Source organism: Vibrio sp. Vb339 (assembly GCF_902751245.1).
Taxonomy (GTDB): Bacteria; Pseudomonadota; Gammaproteobacteria; order Enterobacterales; family Vibrionaceae; genus Vibrio; species Vibrio coralliirubri.
The window spans coordinates 279,329-297,247 of sequence record NZ_CADDIS010000004.1 but is presented as its reverse complement, the minus strand read 5'-3'; the positions used below and the strand labels follow the sequence as shown (position 1 = coordinate 297,247).

The 17,919-nt window shown below is 42.9% G+C and carries 16 protein-coding genes and 1 tRNA gene; 7 read left to right on the top strand and 10 right to left on the bottom strand.

The window, feature by feature from the left end:
• Positions 1-66 precede the first annotated feature (66 nt).
• The gene (smrA, locus tag HRQ85_RS19315; protein ID WP_017076135.1) at positions 67-648 is read right to left on the bottom strand and encodes a DNA endonuclease SmrA; all 582 of its coding nucleotides are present in this window, start codon (positions 646-648) and stop codon (positions 67-69) included.
• 152 nt (positions 649-800) lie between these two features.
• Positions 801-941, bottom strand: a complete 141-nt coding sequence (locus HRQ85_RS19310) for a DUF3149 domain-containing protein (protein WP_017062321.1) — start codon at positions 939-941, stop codon at positions 801-803.
• A gap of 255 nt (positions 942-1,196) precedes the next feature.
• On the opposite strand from HRQ85_RS19310, the gene HRQ85_RS19305 reads away from it, so the two are divergent.
• Positions 1,197-1,273, top strand: a tRNA-Pro gene (locus HRQ85_RS19305).
• 304 nt (positions 1,274-1,577) lie between these two features.
• Here the strand turns inward: HRQ85_RS19305 and HRQ85_RS19300 are convergent.
• The 3 genes from HRQ85_RS19300 to HRQ85_RS19290 form a co-directional block, all read right to left on the bottom strand.
• Entirely contained in the window at positions 1,578-2,246 is a 669-nt protein-coding gene (locus tag HRQ85_RS19300; RefSeq protein ID WP_050648080.1) for a LuxR C-terminal-related transcriptional regulator, read from the bottom strand.
• Positions 2,247-2,714: 468 nt separating this feature from the next.
• Complete coding sequence (locus HRQ85_RS19295; RefSeq protein WP_172380394.1) at positions 2,715-3,554, bottom strand: curlin; 840 nt, start codon at positions 3,552-3,554, stop codon at positions 2,715-2,717.
• Between the two features lie 83 nt (positions 3,555-3,637).
• Entirely contained in the window at positions 3,638-4,249 is a 612-nt protein-coding gene (locus tag HRQ85_RS19290) for a curlin subunit CsgB (RefSeq protein ID WP_172380393.1), read from the bottom strand.
• A gap of 318 nt (positions 4,250-4,567) precedes the next feature.
• Here HRQ85_RS19290 and HRQ85_RS19285 point away from each other — a divergent pair, with 318 nt between their 5' ends.
• From HRQ85_RS19285 to HRQ85_RS19275, 3 genes are read left to right on the top strand one after another with little or no spacing between them, the layout of a single operon-like run.
• A complete protein-coding gene (locus tag HRQ85_RS19285) occupies positions 4,568-5,044 on the top strand; it encodes a curli production assembly/transport protein CsgE (RefSeq protein WP_032548983.1) in 477 nt (158 codons plus the stop codon).
• Between the two features lie 10 nt (positions 5,045-5,054).
• Positions 5,055-5,465, top strand: coding sequence for a curli assembly protein CsgF (locus HRQ85_RS19280; RefSeq protein ID WP_172380392.1), 411 nt, complete (start codon positions 5,055-5,057; stop codon positions 5,463-5,465).
• Between the two features lie 16 nt (positions 5,466-5,481).
• Positions 5,482-6,318 (top strand): CsgG/HfaB family protein, encoded by an 837-nt coding sequence (locus HRQ85_RS19275; RefSeq protein WP_172380391.1) that lies wholly within the window; start codon positions 5,482-5,484, stop codon positions 6,316-6,318.
• Positions 6,319-6,402: 84 nt separating this feature from the next.
• On the opposite strand, the gene HRQ85_RS19270 is transcribed toward HRQ85_RS19275, so the two are convergent.
• Together HRQ85_RS19270 and HRQ85_RS19265 are read right to left on the bottom strand one after the other, a co-directional pair.
• On the bottom strand, positions 6,403-6,825 hold the full coding sequence (locus HRQ85_RS19270; RefSeq protein WP_172380390.1) for a hypothetical protein: 423 nt from the start codon (positions 6,823-6,825) through the stop codon (positions 6,403-6,405).
• A 122-nt stretch (positions 6,826-6,947) separates the two neighbouring features.
• Entirely contained in the window at positions 6,948-7,835 is an 888-nt protein-coding gene (locus HRQ85_RS19265) for a TraB/GumN family protein (protein ID WP_172380389.1), read from the bottom strand.
• A 405-nt stretch (positions 7,836-8,240) separates the two neighbouring features.
• Between HRQ85_RS19265 and HRQ85_RS19260 the strand changes: the two genes are divergently transcribed.
• A complete protein-coding gene (locus tag HRQ85_RS19260) occupies positions 8,241-10,892 on the top strand; it encodes a beta-N-acetylhexosaminidase (protein WP_172380388.1) in 2,652 nt (883 codons plus the stop codon).
• Positions 10,893-11,428: 536 nt separating this feature from the next.
• On the top strand, positions 11,429-12,142 hold the full coding sequence (locus HRQ85_RS19255) for an oligogalacturonate-specific porin KdgM family protein (protein WP_050633628.1): 714 nt from the start codon (positions 11,429-11,431) through the stop codon (positions 12,140-12,142).
• A gap of 263 nt (positions 12,143-12,405) precedes the next feature.
• Here HRQ85_RS19255 and HRQ85_RS19250 read toward each other — a convergent pair whose 3' ends face one another.
• The gene (locus HRQ85_RS19250; protein WP_017060536.1) at positions 12,406-12,846 is read right to left on the bottom strand and encodes a DUF411 domain-containing protein; all 441 of its coding nucleotides are present in this window, start codon (positions 12,844-12,846) and stop codon (positions 12,406-12,408) included.
• Positions 12,836-15,643, bottom strand: coding sequence for a heavy metal translocating P-type ATPase (locus tag HRQ85_RS19245; RefSeq protein WP_301540144.1), 2,808 nt, complete (start codon positions 15,641-15,643; stop codon positions 12,836-12,838). The genes HRQ85_RS19250 and HRQ85_RS19245 overlap by 11 nt, the downstream gene beginning before the upstream one ends.
• A gap of 288 nt (positions 15,644-15,931) precedes the next feature.
• On the opposite strand from HRQ85_RS19245, the gene gltX reads away from it, so the two are divergent.
• Positions 15,932-17,359, top strand: a complete 1,428-nt coding sequence (gltX, locus tag HRQ85_RS19240) for a glutamate--tRNA ligase (RefSeq protein WP_017069020.1) — start codon at positions 15,932-15,934, stop codon at positions 17,357-17,359.
• Between the two features lie 89 nt (positions 17,360-17,448).
• Here gltX and HRQ85_RS19235 read toward each other — a convergent pair whose 3' ends face one another.
• On the bottom strand, positions 17,449-17,913 hold the full coding sequence (locus HRQ85_RS19235; protein ID WP_172380386.1) for an Sbal_3080 family lipoprotein: 465 nt from the start codon (positions 17,911-17,913) through the stop codon (positions 17,449-17,451).
• Between the last annotated feature and the right edge of the window lie 6 nt (positions 17,914-17,919).

Sequence of the window (17,919 nt, the reverse complement as noted above, 5' to 3'; positions counted from 1 at the left end):
AGTCTAGGCACGAAATATCGATCTTGATGCAAAATCGCTACTAGCCCATTTATCTATCTCAACCTATTAACTGGTGCGTTTTTGATGGCGCTCTCTGTTCTCTAGCTTTTTCTCATTACTCTTTCTGAGCATGACGTAGACTGCGCCCGTACCACCATGAAATTGCTGTGCAGAATGAACACATTGAACATCGTTGATTTGCGTAAGCCAATTTGCCACGTAGCTTTTCATCATTGCTGGTGGGTTTGAACGCTCACCCTTACCGTGAACAATGATGACGGTACGAACATCCATTCTTAAACACTGACGCAAAAATGAAAGCACTTCGTTACGTGCGTCTTTCAGTGTTTTCCTATGAAGGTCGAGCTTGGCTTGAATAGGGTATTTGCCTAGGCGCAGCTTTTTGTATACGCCTTCTTGTACACCGTCTTTTTTATAAGCAATGACATCGTCTGGCTTGATCATTGGCGAGTAATCTAATGATAAGTAGTCTTTCTCGTCGTCAGACAACCACATAGCGGCTTCACGCTTAGCAAGGTGAGATTCGGTGACTCGGTGTACTTTCTGGTGTTCAGCGGTGTCATGGTCGATACGTTTAACATCGCCCATCATTTCTTGGAATAGATCTAAGTCGTCATCATGAGACATAGTGTGTATCTCAAGTTGGGGAAGGATAGGGTAAGTATACCTAAGTTGAGGCTGGGTTTAAAAATGAAAAAACCGGAGAAGACAATAAGTCTGCTCCGGTGCAAAGCGTTTTGACATTTACTTATAAAGTAAATGATTTAGGCTGAGCGATTCTAGTGAGGAGATTTTTCAGTCATAACTTTGTAGATGAAGAAGCCTCCATAAAACATCATGAGACCCAGAGCCCCGAAGATTACTATCATTGAAGATAGTCCCACCGCATTACCAAATAGGAGATCTAGCCAAAAGTCCATGTGTATACCTCAAAGTTATATGACACGGGTTAGTGTATTAACTGGTGTTATCAATTCACTGATCTGGATCAATCCTGTTTCATAAGTTAAATACTTGTTGGTAACTGTGTGTTTTTCGTCACATCAAGCGTGTTGTTGTATGTCTTTTGTTCGAACGATTCGAATTCACAATAAATATGAGAAAAAGCGCTTGCGGATAAATTTAGAATCCGTATTATACGCTCCATCGACAGGCAATCAGCCAGTTAGATATCTCGGTGAATAGCGCAGCTTGGTAGCGCATCTGGTTTGGGACCAGAGGGTCGGGGGTTCGAATCCCTCTTCACCGACCACATTTTGAAAGCCTGCTCATTGAGCAGGCTTTCGTCGTTTCAGGGTATGGGAAATGGGATTAGAACCTAGGTGGGGTTCGCCTGATATTTGAAGTAGTCATAATTCGTCCTCAATGTGTAAACACATTTCAGGACGGGACATACATTAAGAAAAAGGCTTCTCAGCAATGAGAAGCCTTTTTCGTATTTGTAGTTTTTACAAGGGAGCGGGGCTGAAATGCTAGTTTCATCGAATACCGCTTTAGCATGCCTTTCCATATTCGAAATGTTATCGTTTTCTTATCGTGATAGCACCAAATCTTGGTTACTGGACGAACTCATTGGTTGCAATATTGTTCTTCACCCAAATTAAAGCCTGTAAGCGATTCTTCACTTTGATTTTTTTAAAGGTATTGTGAAGGTGTGCTTTGACCGTATTCTCACTCACATAAAGTGTGTCTGCTATCTGGGTATTAGAAGCCCCATCACCGAGTAGCTTAATGATTTGTTGCTCGCGTTTTGTGAGCTTTAGATAGTGAGGGCTAGTTTTCGCGCACTGTCTTTCTCTGTAAAAGCTTATGTACTGGTAGATTAGCTTTCTGCTCATCCACATTTCACCCTGTAAAATACAGTTAAATCCGGTAACTAGCTTCTCAAGTGTATCTGACGCATAAAAAATACCGACCAAAAATTGCCACTTCAGCATCTCTGAATGAGGGAAATCATGTGGGGTATTGAGCAATACTTCATGGACGTCGCTTGCCACGTCATCTCTAAGCTCTTGGTACTTTTCAGTGTATTGCTTAGTCATTGTTGGGTAATCAATAATAATGAGATCCAACTCTTGATTTTTGAGTGCTGTGGTACTCAGTCTTTCAGGCGATATGAGTTTGATACTGATGTTGATTTTTTGTTCGATCGATTCTTTGAGTAGCGTTGATTGTAGGTTGTTTTCCGCAAGTAAAATGGCTTGGTATGCCCCCATCTTAGCCATGTGCCAGCTCCTTATATTCACCCATAACATCCTTATTAGATTTTATAGTTTATATCACACATGCATATTTGGCTAACTTAAAGTCTAATTAATCAATAAGTTTTATGAATGTTACTTTAGAGAACAAGAGAAGGTAAATAAGTTAGCTGTCAGGTAGATTTTTTGTTTATTGTACAGTCTGACGCAATTGTCCAAATATAATTGTCATTTTTAAATTCTATGGTTAAAGGTAGTTGATTTTTATGCATAATTATCTTGGTTTTTCCAAGATTTGATTTTTGTTGAAATGTAGAATTGTTGTTAGTGTGTACAGTAAATGAGGATGGTATTTTGTTACTTAATACAAGAATGACACTTTTATTACTTAAATTGCATTGAAGTGAACTATAAGGGGAGGCATAGCTTGGTTCGCTAGATAAAAATAAAACGGCGATCAACGCCGTTTTATATAGATTATTAATATTCATATTAGTTTTGGTAAATAAGTCCAACGTTTCCGTTAGCCCCGTTGCCTAAAACAGCAGCATTATCATAAGAGGTTTGCTCAATCATAAATTGGTTCATGTTGCTGTTTGATAAGTCAACAGTCGCATTTGAATGTGATCCTGTTTGTAACGTAAATACTCTATTTAAATTACTGCTGTTCGCTAGATCAATGTCGACTGTATTCCAATCACCACCACCAACATCTGTATTGACGATAGTTTCCACATAGTTGCCATCACCTGTAATCTCAATATCTACAAGGTTGTTGTCGACGCTTCGGTTGCTAAACTCAGTGTAAGTCTTGTTAGAGTTACCGTTGATGTATACGTCAGCATCATTTCGGTCTGCACCACCTTTAGATTTAACGATCGAAATGTTTTCATTGCCCATTTGAGTGACACTGAAATCGTTGTTTCGACCACCACGCTGCACTTTGACTCTAGCTTGGTTACTCAAGCCATCTTGATCGATGAGTGCGTCGTTTCTTTTGTAACGTAGTTTCACATGCGCTTCATTGAGGTTACCATCTTGTCTTACCACTACATCTGAGTGTTTGCTAGCGTGCGTGTCAACCAGAGCTATATGACCGTCATCTACACCGGAAGTATTTTGCTCGATTAGTACATTCGCATGATCACCATTCCCCATTTGCCAAATCGCTGTGTTATCCATAGCAATGGGCTCAATAGCTGCTGCTTTGTTAGAGATTCTCAGGTCAGTAACTCCTTCTTTGACACCAAACCCTGGTTCAGGTGCAGAAGCGTGAGCTGCGTTAAAACCAATAATGGCACCGACTATAATTCCAATTTGTGTAAGTTTCATAAGTTGTATCCTTATACATTTCCATGTCGACTATGTATCACTTCAAATGAAGTGACCTTGAATCAAGCTATCCATACTGCGCGCTAATTTGCTTGATTGATGTAGATTCTCATCGAGCTCGACGCATTGACTATCGCGAAGTCGTGCCCATCTTGAGAAATTCCTAAGTTGTCTCCTCCAGACCCAGCCATAAATGCCGTATTATGGTTGCCTTTTTGGTCAATACTTAATTGACTCCCTTGCCCTGAGAAGTTCGCTTGTCCTATTACCGCTAAATTGTGGTTTCCGTCTTGGGAAATCAGCGCTTCGCTATTTCCGCCAAGTTGCCCAATAGCGGCGGTATTGTTCGATCCATCTTGATCGATATACGCAACATTATTTCGTCCCACTTGTGTAATATTTGCTGAATTAGAGTGACCACTTTGTTTAATCTTCGCTCTATTATTCGCTTTAATTCCAGGACTATATTGAATAATCGTTGAGTTTGAATCAGAACTGTTTGTTATATCTATCTCTGAGTAATTATCTAAATCCCCAGATGAATAATTATATAAGTCGCTATAGTCATTAATAATGTCCTGATCGACATTATGTAAAAAGTCCCCCTCAATACCAGAGGCTATAGCAACATTAAAACTACCTATTGATAAATATAAGCAAGTTAAGCTGGTAAGTGCTACTGTCCGACTTGTCATTATCTTTACCCTAAAGTGTCTGATGCGTGTTTATTCAACTAAATATATATTCCGTGTTGAACGCCGTGTAACTCACTAGCATGAGAACATCTTAGGTTTCTAGGTGAATATCATCTATAAACTTAAAGGTGAAAATATTTAATTGCATATGAGAAATTTAATTAGTAATTAACTTGTGCATCCCCTCCTTAGTTCATTAATTTCTCCCGGAGATTAAACCTAAAGTTTATATATGCCACTGTGAGCATGGATTAGGCTTTGTATAGATTCAACGAACCACATTCTCATTTTGTAAATGGACTTTGAATGGGAGCCCACATGAAAATCAAGCTGCTTACAATTACTCTATTTTCTTGCGCTGTTAGTGCAGGGGATACGAGTCATGGTCTTGAAAATGGTGCTCCCTTAGAAAATGGAACAAAACTTGAGGATTCGACAAATAACCTGAAGGAAAAGTTTAACGACTTTAGCGAAGTTGACGGGATCATAGTGGATAGAACAATTACGCGCTTAGGCGATGACTTCTATTTCTTTTTCTCTCAATCGCTCAACGAGAGTTATCCCAACCTTAAGGAAAATTTGACGGTAAAAGAGAGGCCAACGGCATTATCTGGAAGCATCATAGAGGTTCAACACTCTAGAAAACCGATCTTCCGTACGGCGTTGTCCCCTGGTCGTAGACAAGCGAAAGAACGAGCTGCCGATGCCACTCGAGTTGTAGGGAATTACATTATCAGATGGCAAGCAGAGAGACTCTTTCAGGACACTTACGACCTAGACCATGATGAATTTTAAGGAGCCAAGGATGTCGATATTTTTCAGAAAGGCCGCGCTCATTGCGCTGATAGTTTCGCCTTCGGTTTACTCAAGCGAATTAGTTTATACGCCCGTAAATCCAAGTTTTGGCGGAAACGCTTTAAACAGTTCTCACCTTTTTAATCACGCTAATGCTATCAATGATTATGAAGACCCAAATGCAAGGGATATCTTTGATGAGCAAGAATCAGCCTTAGATCGTTTAGCGTCTAGTTTAGAGTCTCGTTTGATAAGCCAGTTGCTTGCTGATGTAGGTAACGGGAATACAGGGCAGTTAGAAACAGATGACTTTTTCCTCAATATTGTTGACGACTCCGGGACCTTACTCGTTCAAATCGTCGATAAAGCGACAGGGGAATCAACAGAAATCAGTGTTTCGGGACTAAACCCAGACCTCTAATCACAAGGATTGTGTTATGAAATCGATCATTATCGTCTTCTTGACCTTTGTGTTGGGAGGGTGCACTTACTCTATGCAAATTCCAGAGACTTCTGAAACGCCAAAACTGATGCCGAGAGGATCGACTTATACCGATCTCATCTCATTACCTCAGCCTCGAGGGAAAATATTGGTCTCGGTGTATGACTTTAGAGATCAAACAGGCCAATACAAGCCTCAGCCGAACAGTAACTTTTCGACAGCAGTACCACAGGGTGGGACGTCTTTATTGACGACGGCACTTATCGACTCTCAGTGGTTCGTACCCCTGGAGCGTGAAGGGCTCCAAAACTTATTGACTGAACGTAAGATCATTCGAGCGGCTCAGAAAAAAGATAAGGTCGTAAACAATCATGGGGCAGACTTGTCGTCTTTGAGTTCCGCTAACATCGTCATCGAAGGTGGCATTGTAGCTTATGACTCGAATATCGTGACAGGCGGTGCGGGTGCTAAGTATCTTGGGATCGGTGGTTCTGGACAATACAGAACGGATCAAGTCACTGTCAATTTAAGAGCGGTTGACGTTAGAACCGGGCAAGTTCTATTGAGTGTCACCACCACTAAAACTATCTCTTCACACGAGATTGGGTTCGGCGCATTTCGCTTTGTTGATTATAAAGAACTGTTAGAAGTTGAAATGGGCTATAGCCAAAATGAACCGGTCAATATTGCTGTGATGTCTGCTATTGATGCCGCGGTGATTCATTTGATTGTGAAAGGAATGAAGCGTGGAATGTGGTCGCCGGGCGATCCGAATGCATTACAAAATCCGATTATCGCGCGTTATTCCGAAGCGAGTACAGACATACTTTAAGCTACCGAGTAAGCAGCAAAATAGGGCTATGCGGAAAACGGACCTTTCCCTTAGCCCTGTTTTTTTCTTCAAGCAACTCAATGATCAATTCACATCACACGTGATGTCTTTTATCGGTGTTTCCGAGGTAACAAAACAAACATACGCTTCCGCTGGCTTATTCGGGCCTATTCGAATGTAACCTGCCTTTACTTCATCTTCATCAAACGTCACCGAGTGAGAGCTTCCCGTTTGGTTGTCGTAAAAGTTCGCTTCAAAATTGTTGTTCATTTGGCTTGCGATACGGTTTCGTGTTGTAGAGGTTGTGAACGTAATATTGGCGCAGCGCATCGGTGGTTTCTCAGTAATCAAAAACTGTCCGCTTTCTTTATCTAATACACCGCCTTTGGTATCCGGTTGTATGTCTATCGCCTGAAACTGTTCGATGGTGCATGTTTCTTTGGCTGAGACTATTGAGGGCATCAGCATCGTGAGGGCTAAAGGGAAAGCAAAAAGTACTGGTTTCATTAGAACAACGCCATAGGTAAAAAGAGCGAAAGATAATAGCACCGCAATGGTGCTATTAAATGTAAAGATTCTGTTATTAAGGAAATGCTTTTATAGCGAAAACGAAATGAGGTTGAGCATCGTTAGCTTTTTTGGCTAGCCTCGAATTGACATTGGGCTGGTTGGCTTTGTGATTGCTGGATGACACTGAACCCTTTCTTTTCTAATAACTGTATAAGGTTACCTTCTCCAATTAGGTGCAAGGTGCCAACTACGATTAAGTAGTTCCCTTTAGACTTAAGTTTCCAATTATTGGCTGATAGCTTGTTTGCCCAATCTATGTTGCGATCGGTTAAGAATGCTTTCTCAAGTTCAGGCGACATCTCTGATAGCTCTGAAAAGGCTTCCAGCTTCGCTAAATCACCTGCTTTCCAGCTTTCAATCAGGCAATGAACCACACGTTCAGTTTGGTCAAACTCTTCAAGGCTACTGACTAACCACTCTTTACCGTCGTCCTTTTGTTTTGTCATCAGGTCTATTTGGAATTGTAGTGGTTCTAAACTGATAACCGGAACATCTTGGATAGTTGCTTTGTAAGCTAGCGTCGCATCAACGCCGCCGGCGGAGCCATAACCAAGGTTTTTTAACTGCTGCATCTGTATCGAAAGAGAAGTCGCCCAAGGCGGTGAGCTAAGCAGTTGTTGCGTCGGCATGTCCAATGATTTTGAGATGTCGGTTAATAATTGCAGCTGTTCTTCATTGAGTACATCGGCAGTAGTGAGTTTGTTGTGGGGATATATCACGCCATCAGACTTTCTGATATCCGTTTCGATAACTAACCCATCACTGTTTTTTAGCGCGCTGATGATCGCTGAAGGAAGTGGGTACATACTCTCGTCCCCAACGTGCACGGAACCTAAGATAGTGAGTGTCAGTTCATCCTTTTTTGCTTGCCAATAAAGGGGCTCGGCGACCGCTTGCCTAGCTGAAAAAGCGAGAACGAATAAAACCATGTACCAGAGTGGGCGCAAAGGGAGCTCCTTTAGGAAGTATTAAACTCGTTAAAATCGATTTTGACGGTGTTTTTTAACGGTTTTTTTTGAGAACGATGTCACGTTGTTTGTACGAAAAGTATAACAACCCGAACAAACTCTTAAACCTTTCTCTCTATCAACGACACGATTTTATGAAATCCTTTAAAAAGATTGTGATTCAATTCTCAATTTTTACGTCAAAATAAAACTGACGGAAGTACCGTTAATTCTAACTTAATGATTTTTATATAATTAAGTTTATCGCTGATTTTGAGATTTGAAGCTGATCACTTTATTAGCTTGATTTAATTCACGATAAAAAATAAGCCCATATAGTTTAGTTAACTTTCGAAGCGCTCCAATTTGCTTCTTACTCAATTTTTAAATTTATGGGTGAATACGATGTTGAAGAGAAACTTACTATCTGTAGCGGTACTGGCTGGTTTGGCGGGTTGTGCTGTGACACAAGCACCAGAGCAAAAGGTGGTTAATGCACTGGCTGATAACCTTGATGTGCAATATGAAATCTTGACGAACCACGGTGCAAACGAAGGCATGGCTTGTCAGGACTTAGGCGCAGAGTGGGCGTCATGTAATAAAGTAAACATGACGCTAACTAACGATGGTGAAGCGATTGATTCAAAAGATTGGACCATCTACTTCCACAGTATTCGCCTTATCTTAGATGTTGATAATGAGCAGTTTAAAATCACTCGCGTAACCGGCGACTTGCACAAGCTAGAACCAACAGAAAAATTTGATGGTTTTGCAGCGGGTGAAGAAGTGATTCTTCCATTAACCAGTGAATACTGGCAACTGTTTGAAACCGACTTTATGCCGGGTGCATTTGTAACGGCACCAAACGCAGAACCTAAGATGATTGCTTCATTGAATACGGAAGATGTTGCGTCGTTCGTAACAGGTTTAGAAGGAAACAACCTAAAGCGTACGCCTGATGACAACAACGTAATGGCGACTGCTGTTACGCGTTTCGAAAAGAATGCGGATCTAGCAACGCAAGACGTATCAACTACTTTACTACCAACGCCAATGTCGGTAAAAGCCGGTGAAGGTTCAGTTAGCATTGCTGGTGGTATTGCCCTACCTAAAGACGCATTCGACGCTGAGCAATTCGCAGCAATTGAAGAACGTGCAGATGTGGTAAACGTAGATGTGAGTGGCGACCTACCTGTGAGTGTCGCTGTTGTTCCTACTCAGTTTACGGGTGATTTAGCGAAATCTGGCGCTTATGAACTAAGCATCTCGGAAGAGGGGATTGCGATTAAAGCGTTTGATAAAACAGGTGCTTTCTACGCAGTTCAGTCTATTTTTGGCCTAATAGACAGTCAGAACGCTGAATCATTACCACAACTGTCGATCCAAGATGCTCCACGCTTTGACTACCGTGGTGTGATGGTGGATGTTGCTCGAAACTTCCACTCAAAAGATGCCATCCTAGCCACGCTAGATCAAATGGCAGCCTACAAGATGAACAAACTGCACCTTCACTTAACAGATGATGAAGGTTGGCGTTTAGAAATCCCAGGTTTACCAGAGCTAACGGATGTAGGGTCTAATCGTTGTTTCGATTTGGAAGAGCAAAGCTGTTTACTGCCTCAGCTAGGTTCAGGTCCAACAACAGACAACTTCGGCTCTGGTTTCTTTATTAAAGCGGATTACGTCGAGATCTTAAGCTACGCAAAAGCGCGCAGCATCGAAGTTATCCCAGAGATTGATATGCCAGCACACGCTCGTTCTGCTGTGGTATCAATGGAAGCACGTTACACTCGCCTAATGGCGGAAGGTAAAGAAGCGGAAGCGAACGAATACCGTCTGATGGATCCACAAGATACATCGAACGTGACGACCGTTCAGTTCTACGATAAGCAAAGCTTCATTAACCCATGTATGGAATCGTCGACTCACTTTGTTGATAAAGTGATCTCTGAAGTGGCTGCAATGCACCAAGAAGCGGGTGTTCCGCTAACGACTTGGCACTTTGGTGGCGATGAAGCGAAAAACATTAAGTTAGGCGCTGGCTTACAAGATATTAATGCAGAAGACAAAGTGGCATGGAAAGGTAACATTGATTTGTCTAAGCAAGATAAGCCGTTCCAACAGTCTCCACAATGTCAGAAACTAATTGCGGACGGTACAGTAAGCGATTTCGGTCATCTGCCAAGCCACTTTGCAGAAGAGGTGTCTAAGATTGTTGCTGAGAAGGGCATTCCACACTTCCAAGCGTGGCAAGATGGCCTGAAATACAGCGAAGGTGAAGAGGCATTTGCAACAGAAAGTACGCGCGTTAACTTCTGGGATGTTCTTTACTGGGGCGGTACTTCATCAGTTTACGACTGGTCTGCGAAAGGTTATGACGTAATTGTTTCTAACCCAGATTACGTATACATGGATATGCCATACGAAGTAGACGCAGCAGAACGTGGTTACTACTGGGCAACGCGTGCAACCGATACTCGTAAGATGTTTGGCTTTGCTCCAGAGAACATGCCACAAAACGCAGAAACGTCATTAGACCGTGACGGCAACGGCTTCAGTGGTAAAGGCGAGATTGAAGCGAAACCTTTCTACGGTTTGTCAGCTCAGCTTTGGTCTGAAACAGTACGTACCGACGAGCAGTATGAATACATGGTATTCCCACGCGTTCTTGCTGCAGCTGAGCGTGCATGGCACCGAGCGGATTGGGAAAACGACTACAAAGTGGGCGTTGAGTACTCTCAAGATACTGACTTAGTGAATAAGCAGGCTCTAAACAGTGACTTTAATCGTTTCGCGAATATTGTTGGCCAACGTGAGCTGGCTAAGCTTGAAAAAGCGGGCATTGATTACCGACTGCCAGTTCCGGGTGCAAAAGTGGTTGATGGCAAGCTTGCAATGAACGTTCAATTCCCAGGCGTAGAGCTTCAATACTCAGCTGATGGTGAAAACTGGCTAACGTATGATGAGCAACAACGTCCATCGGTTTCTGGCGAAACTTACATCCGCTCTATCTCTGAAAGTGGCGAGAAAGTAAGTCGAGTGACTTCGGTAGAATAATCGATAAGCAACATTAATAGAAAAGCTCCCTAGCTATTGTCTTATTTAGATAAAAGTGGGAGCTTTTTTTTCGTCCAAACTAAGTTAGGCACTTCTCTTAAGCTGAAACATATAGAAATACTCTTTGTTTATATCGTCAACAATGCACATAAGGTGAGTTCCATCGCAAAAGTGACGCGCTTCTCATTATTCTCTTCAAAAAATAAGTCCTCCATAAAAAACTCTAAATCAAGTGTGATTGAACTAACTCATTCTAATTTCGTGGCGTGAAATAATGTGATCCGGATCTGTGTGTTTTTTCGTCTTGAGTTTTTTATCAATTTTTATGTTTTTAAGTGAATGATTTTAAAGTGTTAAATAACTTGTTCTTTTTTGATAGTGAGAGAGATCACTCTGCCCATTCTTTTATTTTTAAACGCGAATTAATTCGAGCAACATAGATTTCATGCCAGGGAGGCTACCAACTACTCAAGCGGTGAAGGTGAATGATGTACCGAAGATGTGCCGCTGAAAAAATTAAACTAAGGCAGTTTACTATGAAAAAAATTATCGCTCTAAGTGCTCTTTCTCTTGCTTTCGCTTCTAGTGCTTTTGCTGGTTCTTCTTACGTAACGGGTAACATCCAAATTCATGACGATGGCCGTATCCACGGTTCTGACATGACTTCTACGCTAGAGGCTGGTCACACGTTTGATAACTCTCTAGGCGGCTTCACTGTTTACACTGAGTTTGATGGTATCCAACTGGGTGAACTTGAAGGACTATCTGCTGCTGAAGCTGGTGGCTTACCAACTACAGGTCAAGCAAACGCGTTCATCACTGTTGGTGGTGAGCAAGCTTTCAATATCACTGACAACCTATGGGTTGCTGCGGGTTACCAGCATGTATTCTCTGCAGGCGAGAGCATTCAGTTCCGTCCATTAGTTAAGATCGGCTACAACTTCGATAACGGTATTTCTATTAGCAACCGTACTCGTGCACACATCGATGATACTTCTGCTAATGCTGATACAGATTACCGCATGGATAACCGCATTGGTTACACAGTGAATGCTGACCTAGCACTTAGCTACAACAACGTATACATGATTGACGCTGAAGCGATGGACCATGAGTTACGTGCTACATGGACTCGTCAAGGCGTTCAACCTTACTTTGAGTTCCGTAGCCAAGCTAACGGTGTAGATTTCGCAAACGGCGCTTCTAAGCAGAACAACGCATTCGTATTCGGTGCTTCTTACGGCTTCTAAGCTGATTCGCTTGGCTGCTTAGTCGCTTAGATTATTAGCCGAGTGAACTTCTTTGTTAAATAGCTTTGTTGTTGAATAACTTCTTAGTTAATTAGCGAGAGGAACATAGCGGTACTAACAGCCCGGTTGGTGCCGCGACAAGATTTGCTTTACTGTCCAAAAGCAAAGAGCCTAGCAAGTAAACCACAGTCTTGGGTTTACTAAATGCTAGGCTCTATTTTTATGACTTCTTTTTTATAGTTGTGTGTTGGTCTGTTTAGGTTCTATTTCCCGTTGTAGTGACGGTATTCAAACACCTGACCTTTTTCATTAAACGCATACACAGAATACTCGTCTTTCTTATCGCCATACTCCATGCCTGGCGAACCCATAGGCATGCCCGGAACCGCTAAACCAATCGCATTACGTGGTGGGTTTTCTAGAAAGGCTTTAATGTCATCTGCTGGAATGTGTCCTTCAAATACGTAACCGTCGATCTCTGCAGTGTGGCAAGAGGCTAGCTCTTGTGTTACCCCTAGTTTCTGCTTGATTGGGTTCATATCATCGTGGAGCTTCTCAGTAACATCGAACCCAGCATCTCGCATATGTTCAGTCCATTCTGTACAGCAGCCGCAGTATGGAGATTTGTGGTTTAGGACATCAGTAGCTAAAGCTTGTCCTGAGATTGCAGCGAGTGCAGTAAGAGTCATAATTTTACGAATCATGGTTAACCTCATGAATATGGTTTTTATTAATATTAGAATGAGTTGGTTTGAACAATCTCAGCCTGTTGGCATTGCTTACTACCGTAATTGACGACATCGCCATCGCTGCCCCTGCAACTACTGGACTAAGCAGAAATCCGAAAAATGGGTAAAGCACACCGGCCGCGATAGGAATACCAAGCGAGTTGTAGATGAAGGCACCAAATAGGTTTTGCTTCATATTTCTTACGGTCGCTTGAGATAGCTCGATAGCGTTGCTTACTGATAATGGCGATGAGTTGAGTAGTGTCATTTGCGCACTTTCAATCGCGACATCACTGCCACTGCCCATTGCGATTCCTATATCCGCTTGAGCAAGAGCGGGTGCATCGTTAATACCGTCTCCGACCATGGCAACACTCTTATATTGCTGTTGAAGCTGAACAATATGTTGAGCTTTCTGCTCTGGAAGTACTTCTGAGATAACCTCGTCGATACCGACGCTTTTACCTATTGCTTGAGCCACAGAGTCGTTGTCGCCCGTTAATAGCACAGTGTGAATTCCGGCGGATTTTAGTTGAGCTATCGCCTGTTTGCTATCTATTTTTAACGCGTCTGAAATGCCTAATATGCCTTCCAGTTTTTGGTCAATCACAATGAAAATAGGTGTCCACGCTTGCGAGCGGCAAAGCTCGATGAAATCCGCGCCAACCTCTGTATTGATACCTAATTGGGTGAGGTACTTAAGCGAGCCAACTTGCACGTTCTTTCCGTTAATTGTAGCTTGAACCCCAAGCCCTCGTTGGTTTTCAAATTCGCTGTGTGGGAGTACTGAAACTTCCAAGCTCTCTGCATATTGGCAAACGGCTTTGGCAAGTGGGTGCTCAGATCCTACTTCTACTGAATAAGCATAAGCCAGTAACTCTTGCTCCGTTAGATTAACGTAAAAGGCCTGTTGAACGGTTGGTTTGCCTTGGGTCAACGTCCCTGTTTTATCAAACACAACAGCATCGATCTTGCTGGCAGACTGCAATACATCCGCATCTTTAATAAGAACGCCAAACTCAGCTGCTTTACCGACGCCAACAGTAATCGAAAGCGGTGTGGCTAGGCCTAATGCACATGGACAAGCGATGATCAGCACTGTGGTTGATACCACTAACATGTAACTGGCGCTTGGTTGTGGGCCTACAAAAAACCAAACTAGGGCAGCAACAGCAGCGATCGCGACCACAACCGGAACAAAAACGGCTGAGATAGAATCGGCAAGCTTGGCGATTGCAGGTTTACTGCTTTGCGCTTGGCGAACCATTTGAATGATTCGAGCCAGCATGGTGCTTGATCCAATCCCTGTCGCTTCAATAATTAAACTACCATCCCCATTAATGGTGCCCGCAGAAACGCCATCATTAGTTGATTTAACGTTGGGAAGTGGTTCACCGGTCAGCATCGACTCATCGATATAAGATTCACCTGAGACTACGACACCATCAACCGGCACTTTTTCTCCGGGTTTTACTCGTACCTGCATGCCTACCTGAATGGCTTCTACTGCGATGTTTTGTTCTTTGCCATCGACGATAACTACCGCTTTTTGAGGCTGTAAGTTAATCAATGCCTGTAGAGACTTTGTGGTACGCGCTTTGGCTTTGGCTTCAATGTAGTGACCCAAAGAGATAAGGCCGACAATCATCGCACTTGCTTCGAAGTAGACATGGCGCGATGGTTCTGGGAACCATGATGGAATCAGCACAACCAGCATTGAATAGAACCATGCCGCGCCAGTACCTAAAGCAACTAGCGTGTCCATTGTTGCACGTTTGTGCATCAGTGATTGCCAAGCATTCGTGAAGAAGCTACGACCTGAGGTAGCAAGCAGTATCAAACAAATGACACCAACCAAGCCCCAAGCCAGTTGATCGTTAAATGTAGCAATGGTCATGCTGCCACCGAACACGCCCCATGCCATCAGCGGAGCACCGATCACCAATGCACTTACTGAATTACTAAGGAAGGCTTGTTGAGTACGAAGTTGCTGTTCTTGTTGTTTTTGCTGTTGAGTCGCCGCATCGTCGACAAACTCAGCGCCATAACCAGCAGCTTTCACCGATTCTATTAGAGCGTTTTCAATGATGTCTCTTGCTTGAGAGGTGAAAACCAAGGCTGTCTGCTCAGCGAGGTTGATCTGTGCTTGGTCGACAAACTCATTCTTTTTCAGCGCTTTCTCTACCGAAGACACACAACTCGCACACGTCATTCCCTCAAGAACAAGGTGATAGGTATATTGGCTAGCTGTGGTTTTATCTTCAGTATCTTCAATCTTTTTATCTGCTTGTTCGTTTTCTGAATCTGATAAAAGGTTATTGGCTTCAGAGTAGGGAGCTGCTTGATAACCCACACTTTCGACCAGCTCAATAAGCTCGGATTCTTCAAGTAGAGTCACCAACGACAATTCATCTTTGGTGACTTCAATATTTGAGGCTTGCTCGATTTGTTGAAGCGCTTGAGTCAGTTTGTTCACGCACTTACCACAGCTGAGCCCTGATAATGAAAGATGCAGCGAATTACCCATGGTATAACCAAGGGTTGCTAACTGTTCGTTGAGTTCAACATGACTAAAAGGCGTCGAAATATCGATGTACGTCGGCGATATGTCATTGATCGTCGTATTCTCGAGATCATCAAACAGTGTGCGAACTTTCTTCGCACACCCCATGCAATTTAGGCCGTTGAGCGCAGTTGTGTAATGGTTCATATCGAAACTCCAATTCTCATCTAGCCCTAACATAAACCTTCCCGTAAGGGTAAGGTCAAACATAAATTCAAGAATTTAATATTTGTTGGAATATTGAGTGGTGGAGTGGATGAGATTTATCGCGAGCGTGGCGAGAATTTATCTTTTTAGAGCATATGACATGGACTTGAGCTATTGGTTTTCTCCTTCTACGATAGCTTTCGTACAAGATCAGCACATTAATCATTCACTACTGATTGTAGATTTAAGCGGTGGTGATAAAATAGCGCCCAAAATTTAGTGATATTTGTCTGTTACAGGCTTTGTAATGGCGAGCACTAAAAGAATCACCTACATAATCAAGGTATTTAAATGACGGTTAAAACTCGTTTTGCTCCTAGCCCAACTGGCTATCTTCACGTTGGTGGTGCACGTACTGCACTTTACTCTTGGCTATTCGCTAAGAACCAAGGTGGTGAATTCGTTCTACGTATCGAAGACACGGACCTTGAGCGTAACTCTCAAGAAGCGGTTGATGCAATTCTAGAAGGCATGCAATGGATGGGTATGGAATGGGATGAAGGTCCTTACTACCAATCTAAGCGTTTTGACCGTTACAACGAAATGGTTGATAAGCTACTTGCTGAAGACAAAGCATTCAAATGCTACGCGTCTAAAGAACTGCTTGATGAAATTCGTGCAGAGCAAGAAGAAAACAAAGAGATGGCTCGTTACGATGCTAACCACCCTAAAATTGTTGCAGCAAACGAAGCAGCAAAAGAAGGTGATGCATGCGTTATCCGTTTCCGTAACCCTAAAGAAGGCAGCGTAGTATTTGATGACCAAATCCGTGGTCGCATTGAAATCGCGAACAGCCAACTTGATGACCTAATCATTCGTCGTACAGACGGTGCACCAACATACAACTTCGTAGTTGTAGTGGATGACTGGGATATGGGTATTACACACGTTGTTCGTGGTGAAGACCACATCAACAACACACCTCGTCAAATCAACATCTATGAAGCACTAGGCGCGCCAGTTCCAACTTTCGCTCACTGTGCAATGATTCTTGGTGATGACGGTGCAAAACTTTCTAAGCGTCACGGTGCTGTTTCAGTAATGCAATACCGCGACGAAGGTTACCTACCAAATGCACTAAACAACTACCTAGTTCGTTTAGGTTGGTCTCACGGTGACCAAGAGATCTTCTCTCAAGAAGAGATGATTGAATTCTTCAGCCTGAACGCTATCAGCAAGTCTGCTTCTGCATTCAACACTGATAAGTTACTTTGGTTGAACAACCACTACATCAAGACTTCTGAGCCTGAGTACGTTGCTAAATACCTGCAATGGCACCTAGACGCACAGAAGATCGATACAACAAACGGCCCGGCTATCACTGAAGTGATCAAGCTAGTTGGCGAGCGTTGTAACACGCTTATCGAACTTGCTGAGCAATCTCGTTACTTCTACGAAGATTTCTCTGAGTTTGAAGCTGGCGCAGCTAAGAAGCACCTACGTGGTGTTGCTAAAGGCCCACTAGAGCTTGCTCTTGCTAAGGTTGAAGCGCTTGAAGATTTCACTACTGCAAACATCAAAGATGGTGTAATTGCAGCAGTATGTGAAGAGCTAGAGATCGGTATGGGTAAAATCGGCATGCCACTTCGCGTAGCAGTAACAGGCGGCGGTCAGTCTCCTTCTGTTGATGCAGTGATGGAGCTTGTTGGTAAAGAGCGCGTAATCGCTCGCATCAAGATGGCTCTTGAGTTCATCGCTGAGCGCGAAGCTAACGCTTAATTGAGCGATTGCTAGAATCAAAAAAGGGTCAGTAACTTGGTTACTGACCCTTTTTATTTGTCTCGAGTTTTACTATCTGAACGATTTCGTTAGAGTTTGTCGTCGGCAATCATTTGAGTCGCTTGCGCGGCTGTTTTCTTATCGAACAAGATATCCATCATCGCTTTGATGCGTCCCATATCGTCACCAAACTTAGAAAAGTTTCCGCTGTTTGGCGCTTTGAATTCGACATTGCCTACGCGCTGTTGATCTTGATAAGCCGAGATCTTAGCGTCTGCCACAAAGGTTCTGAAATCCCAGCTCCAGCGAGAGACATAATCCAGCGTGATGTCCTCTGGATTATGTTCTGAACCGTCTGCCACTACCTTACATTTAACCTGATTATTCAGGCACCAGTCGAGCATGGAATCGAGGAAAACCGTGCGAGTTTTCACGTCTTCCACGATAGTGATACTTTCTACATTATTTGCTTCTGGAAGTGCGTTTCCTGAATATTTCGGAGCACTACAACCTGCGAGTAAAACGACAACAGCAGCAACTAACCAATTTCTCATTATCTA

Bases quoted from the DNA above. Each gene is read 5' to 3' on its own strand.
- smrA (WP_017076135.1), bottom strand. From the start codon at position 648: ATGTCTCATGATGACGACTTAGATCTATTCCAAGAAATGATGGGCGAT.
- HRQ85_RS19310 (WP_017062321.1), bottom strand. From the start codon at position 941: ATGGACTTTTGGCTAGATCTCCTATTTGGTAATGCGGTGGGACTATCT.
- HRQ85_RS19300 (WP_050648080.1), bottom strand. From the start codon at position 2,246: ATGGCTAAGATGGGGGCATACCAAGCCATTTTACTTGCGGAAAACAAC.
- HRQ85_RS19295 (WP_172380394.1), bottom strand. From the start codon at position 3,554: ATGAAACTTACACAAATTGGAATTATAGTCGGTGCCATTATTGGTTTT.
- HRQ85_RS19290 (WP_172380393.1), bottom strand. From the start codon at position 4,249: ATGACAAGTCGGACAGTAGCACTTACCAGCTTAACTTGCTTATATTTA.
- HRQ85_RS19285 (WP_032548983.1), top strand. From the start codon at position 4,568: ATGAAAATCAAGCTGCTTACAATTACTCTATTTTCTTGCGCTGTTAGT.
- HRQ85_RS19280 (WP_172380392.1), top strand. From the start codon at position 5,055: ATGTCGATATTTTTCAGAAAGGCCGCGCTCATTGCGCTGATAGTTTCG.
- HRQ85_RS19275 (WP_172380391.1), top strand. From the start codon at position 5,482: ATGAAATCGATCATTATCGTCTTCTTGACCTTTGTGTTGGGAGGGTGC.
- HRQ85_RS19270 (WP_172380390.1), bottom strand. From the start codon at position 6,825: ATGAAACCAGTACTTTTTGCTTTCCCTTTAGCCCTCACGATGCTGATG.
- HRQ85_RS19260 (WP_172380388.1), top strand. From the start codon at position 8,241: ATGTTGAAGAGAAACTTACTATCTGTAGCGGTACTGGCTGGTTTGGCG.
- HRQ85_RS19255 (WP_050633628.1), top strand. From the start codon at position 11,429: ATGAAAAAAATTATCGCTCTAAGTGCTCTTTCTCTTGCTTTCGCTTCT.
- HRQ85_RS19250 (WP_017060536.1), bottom strand. From the start codon at position 12,846: ATGATTCGTAAAATTATGACTCTTACTGCACTCGCTGCAATCTCAGGA.
- HRQ85_RS19245 (WP_301540144.1), bottom strand. From the start codon at position 15,643: ATGTTTGACCTTACCCTTACGGGAAGGTTTATGTTAGGGCTAGATGAG.
- gltX (WP_017069020.1), top strand. From the start codon at position 15,932: ATGACGGTTAAAACTCGTTTTGCTCCTAGCCCAACTGGCTATCTTCAC.
- HRQ85_RS19235 (WP_172380386.1), bottom strand. From the start codon at position 17,913: ATGAGAAATTGGTTAGTTGCTGCTGTTGTCGTTTTACTCGCAGGTTGT.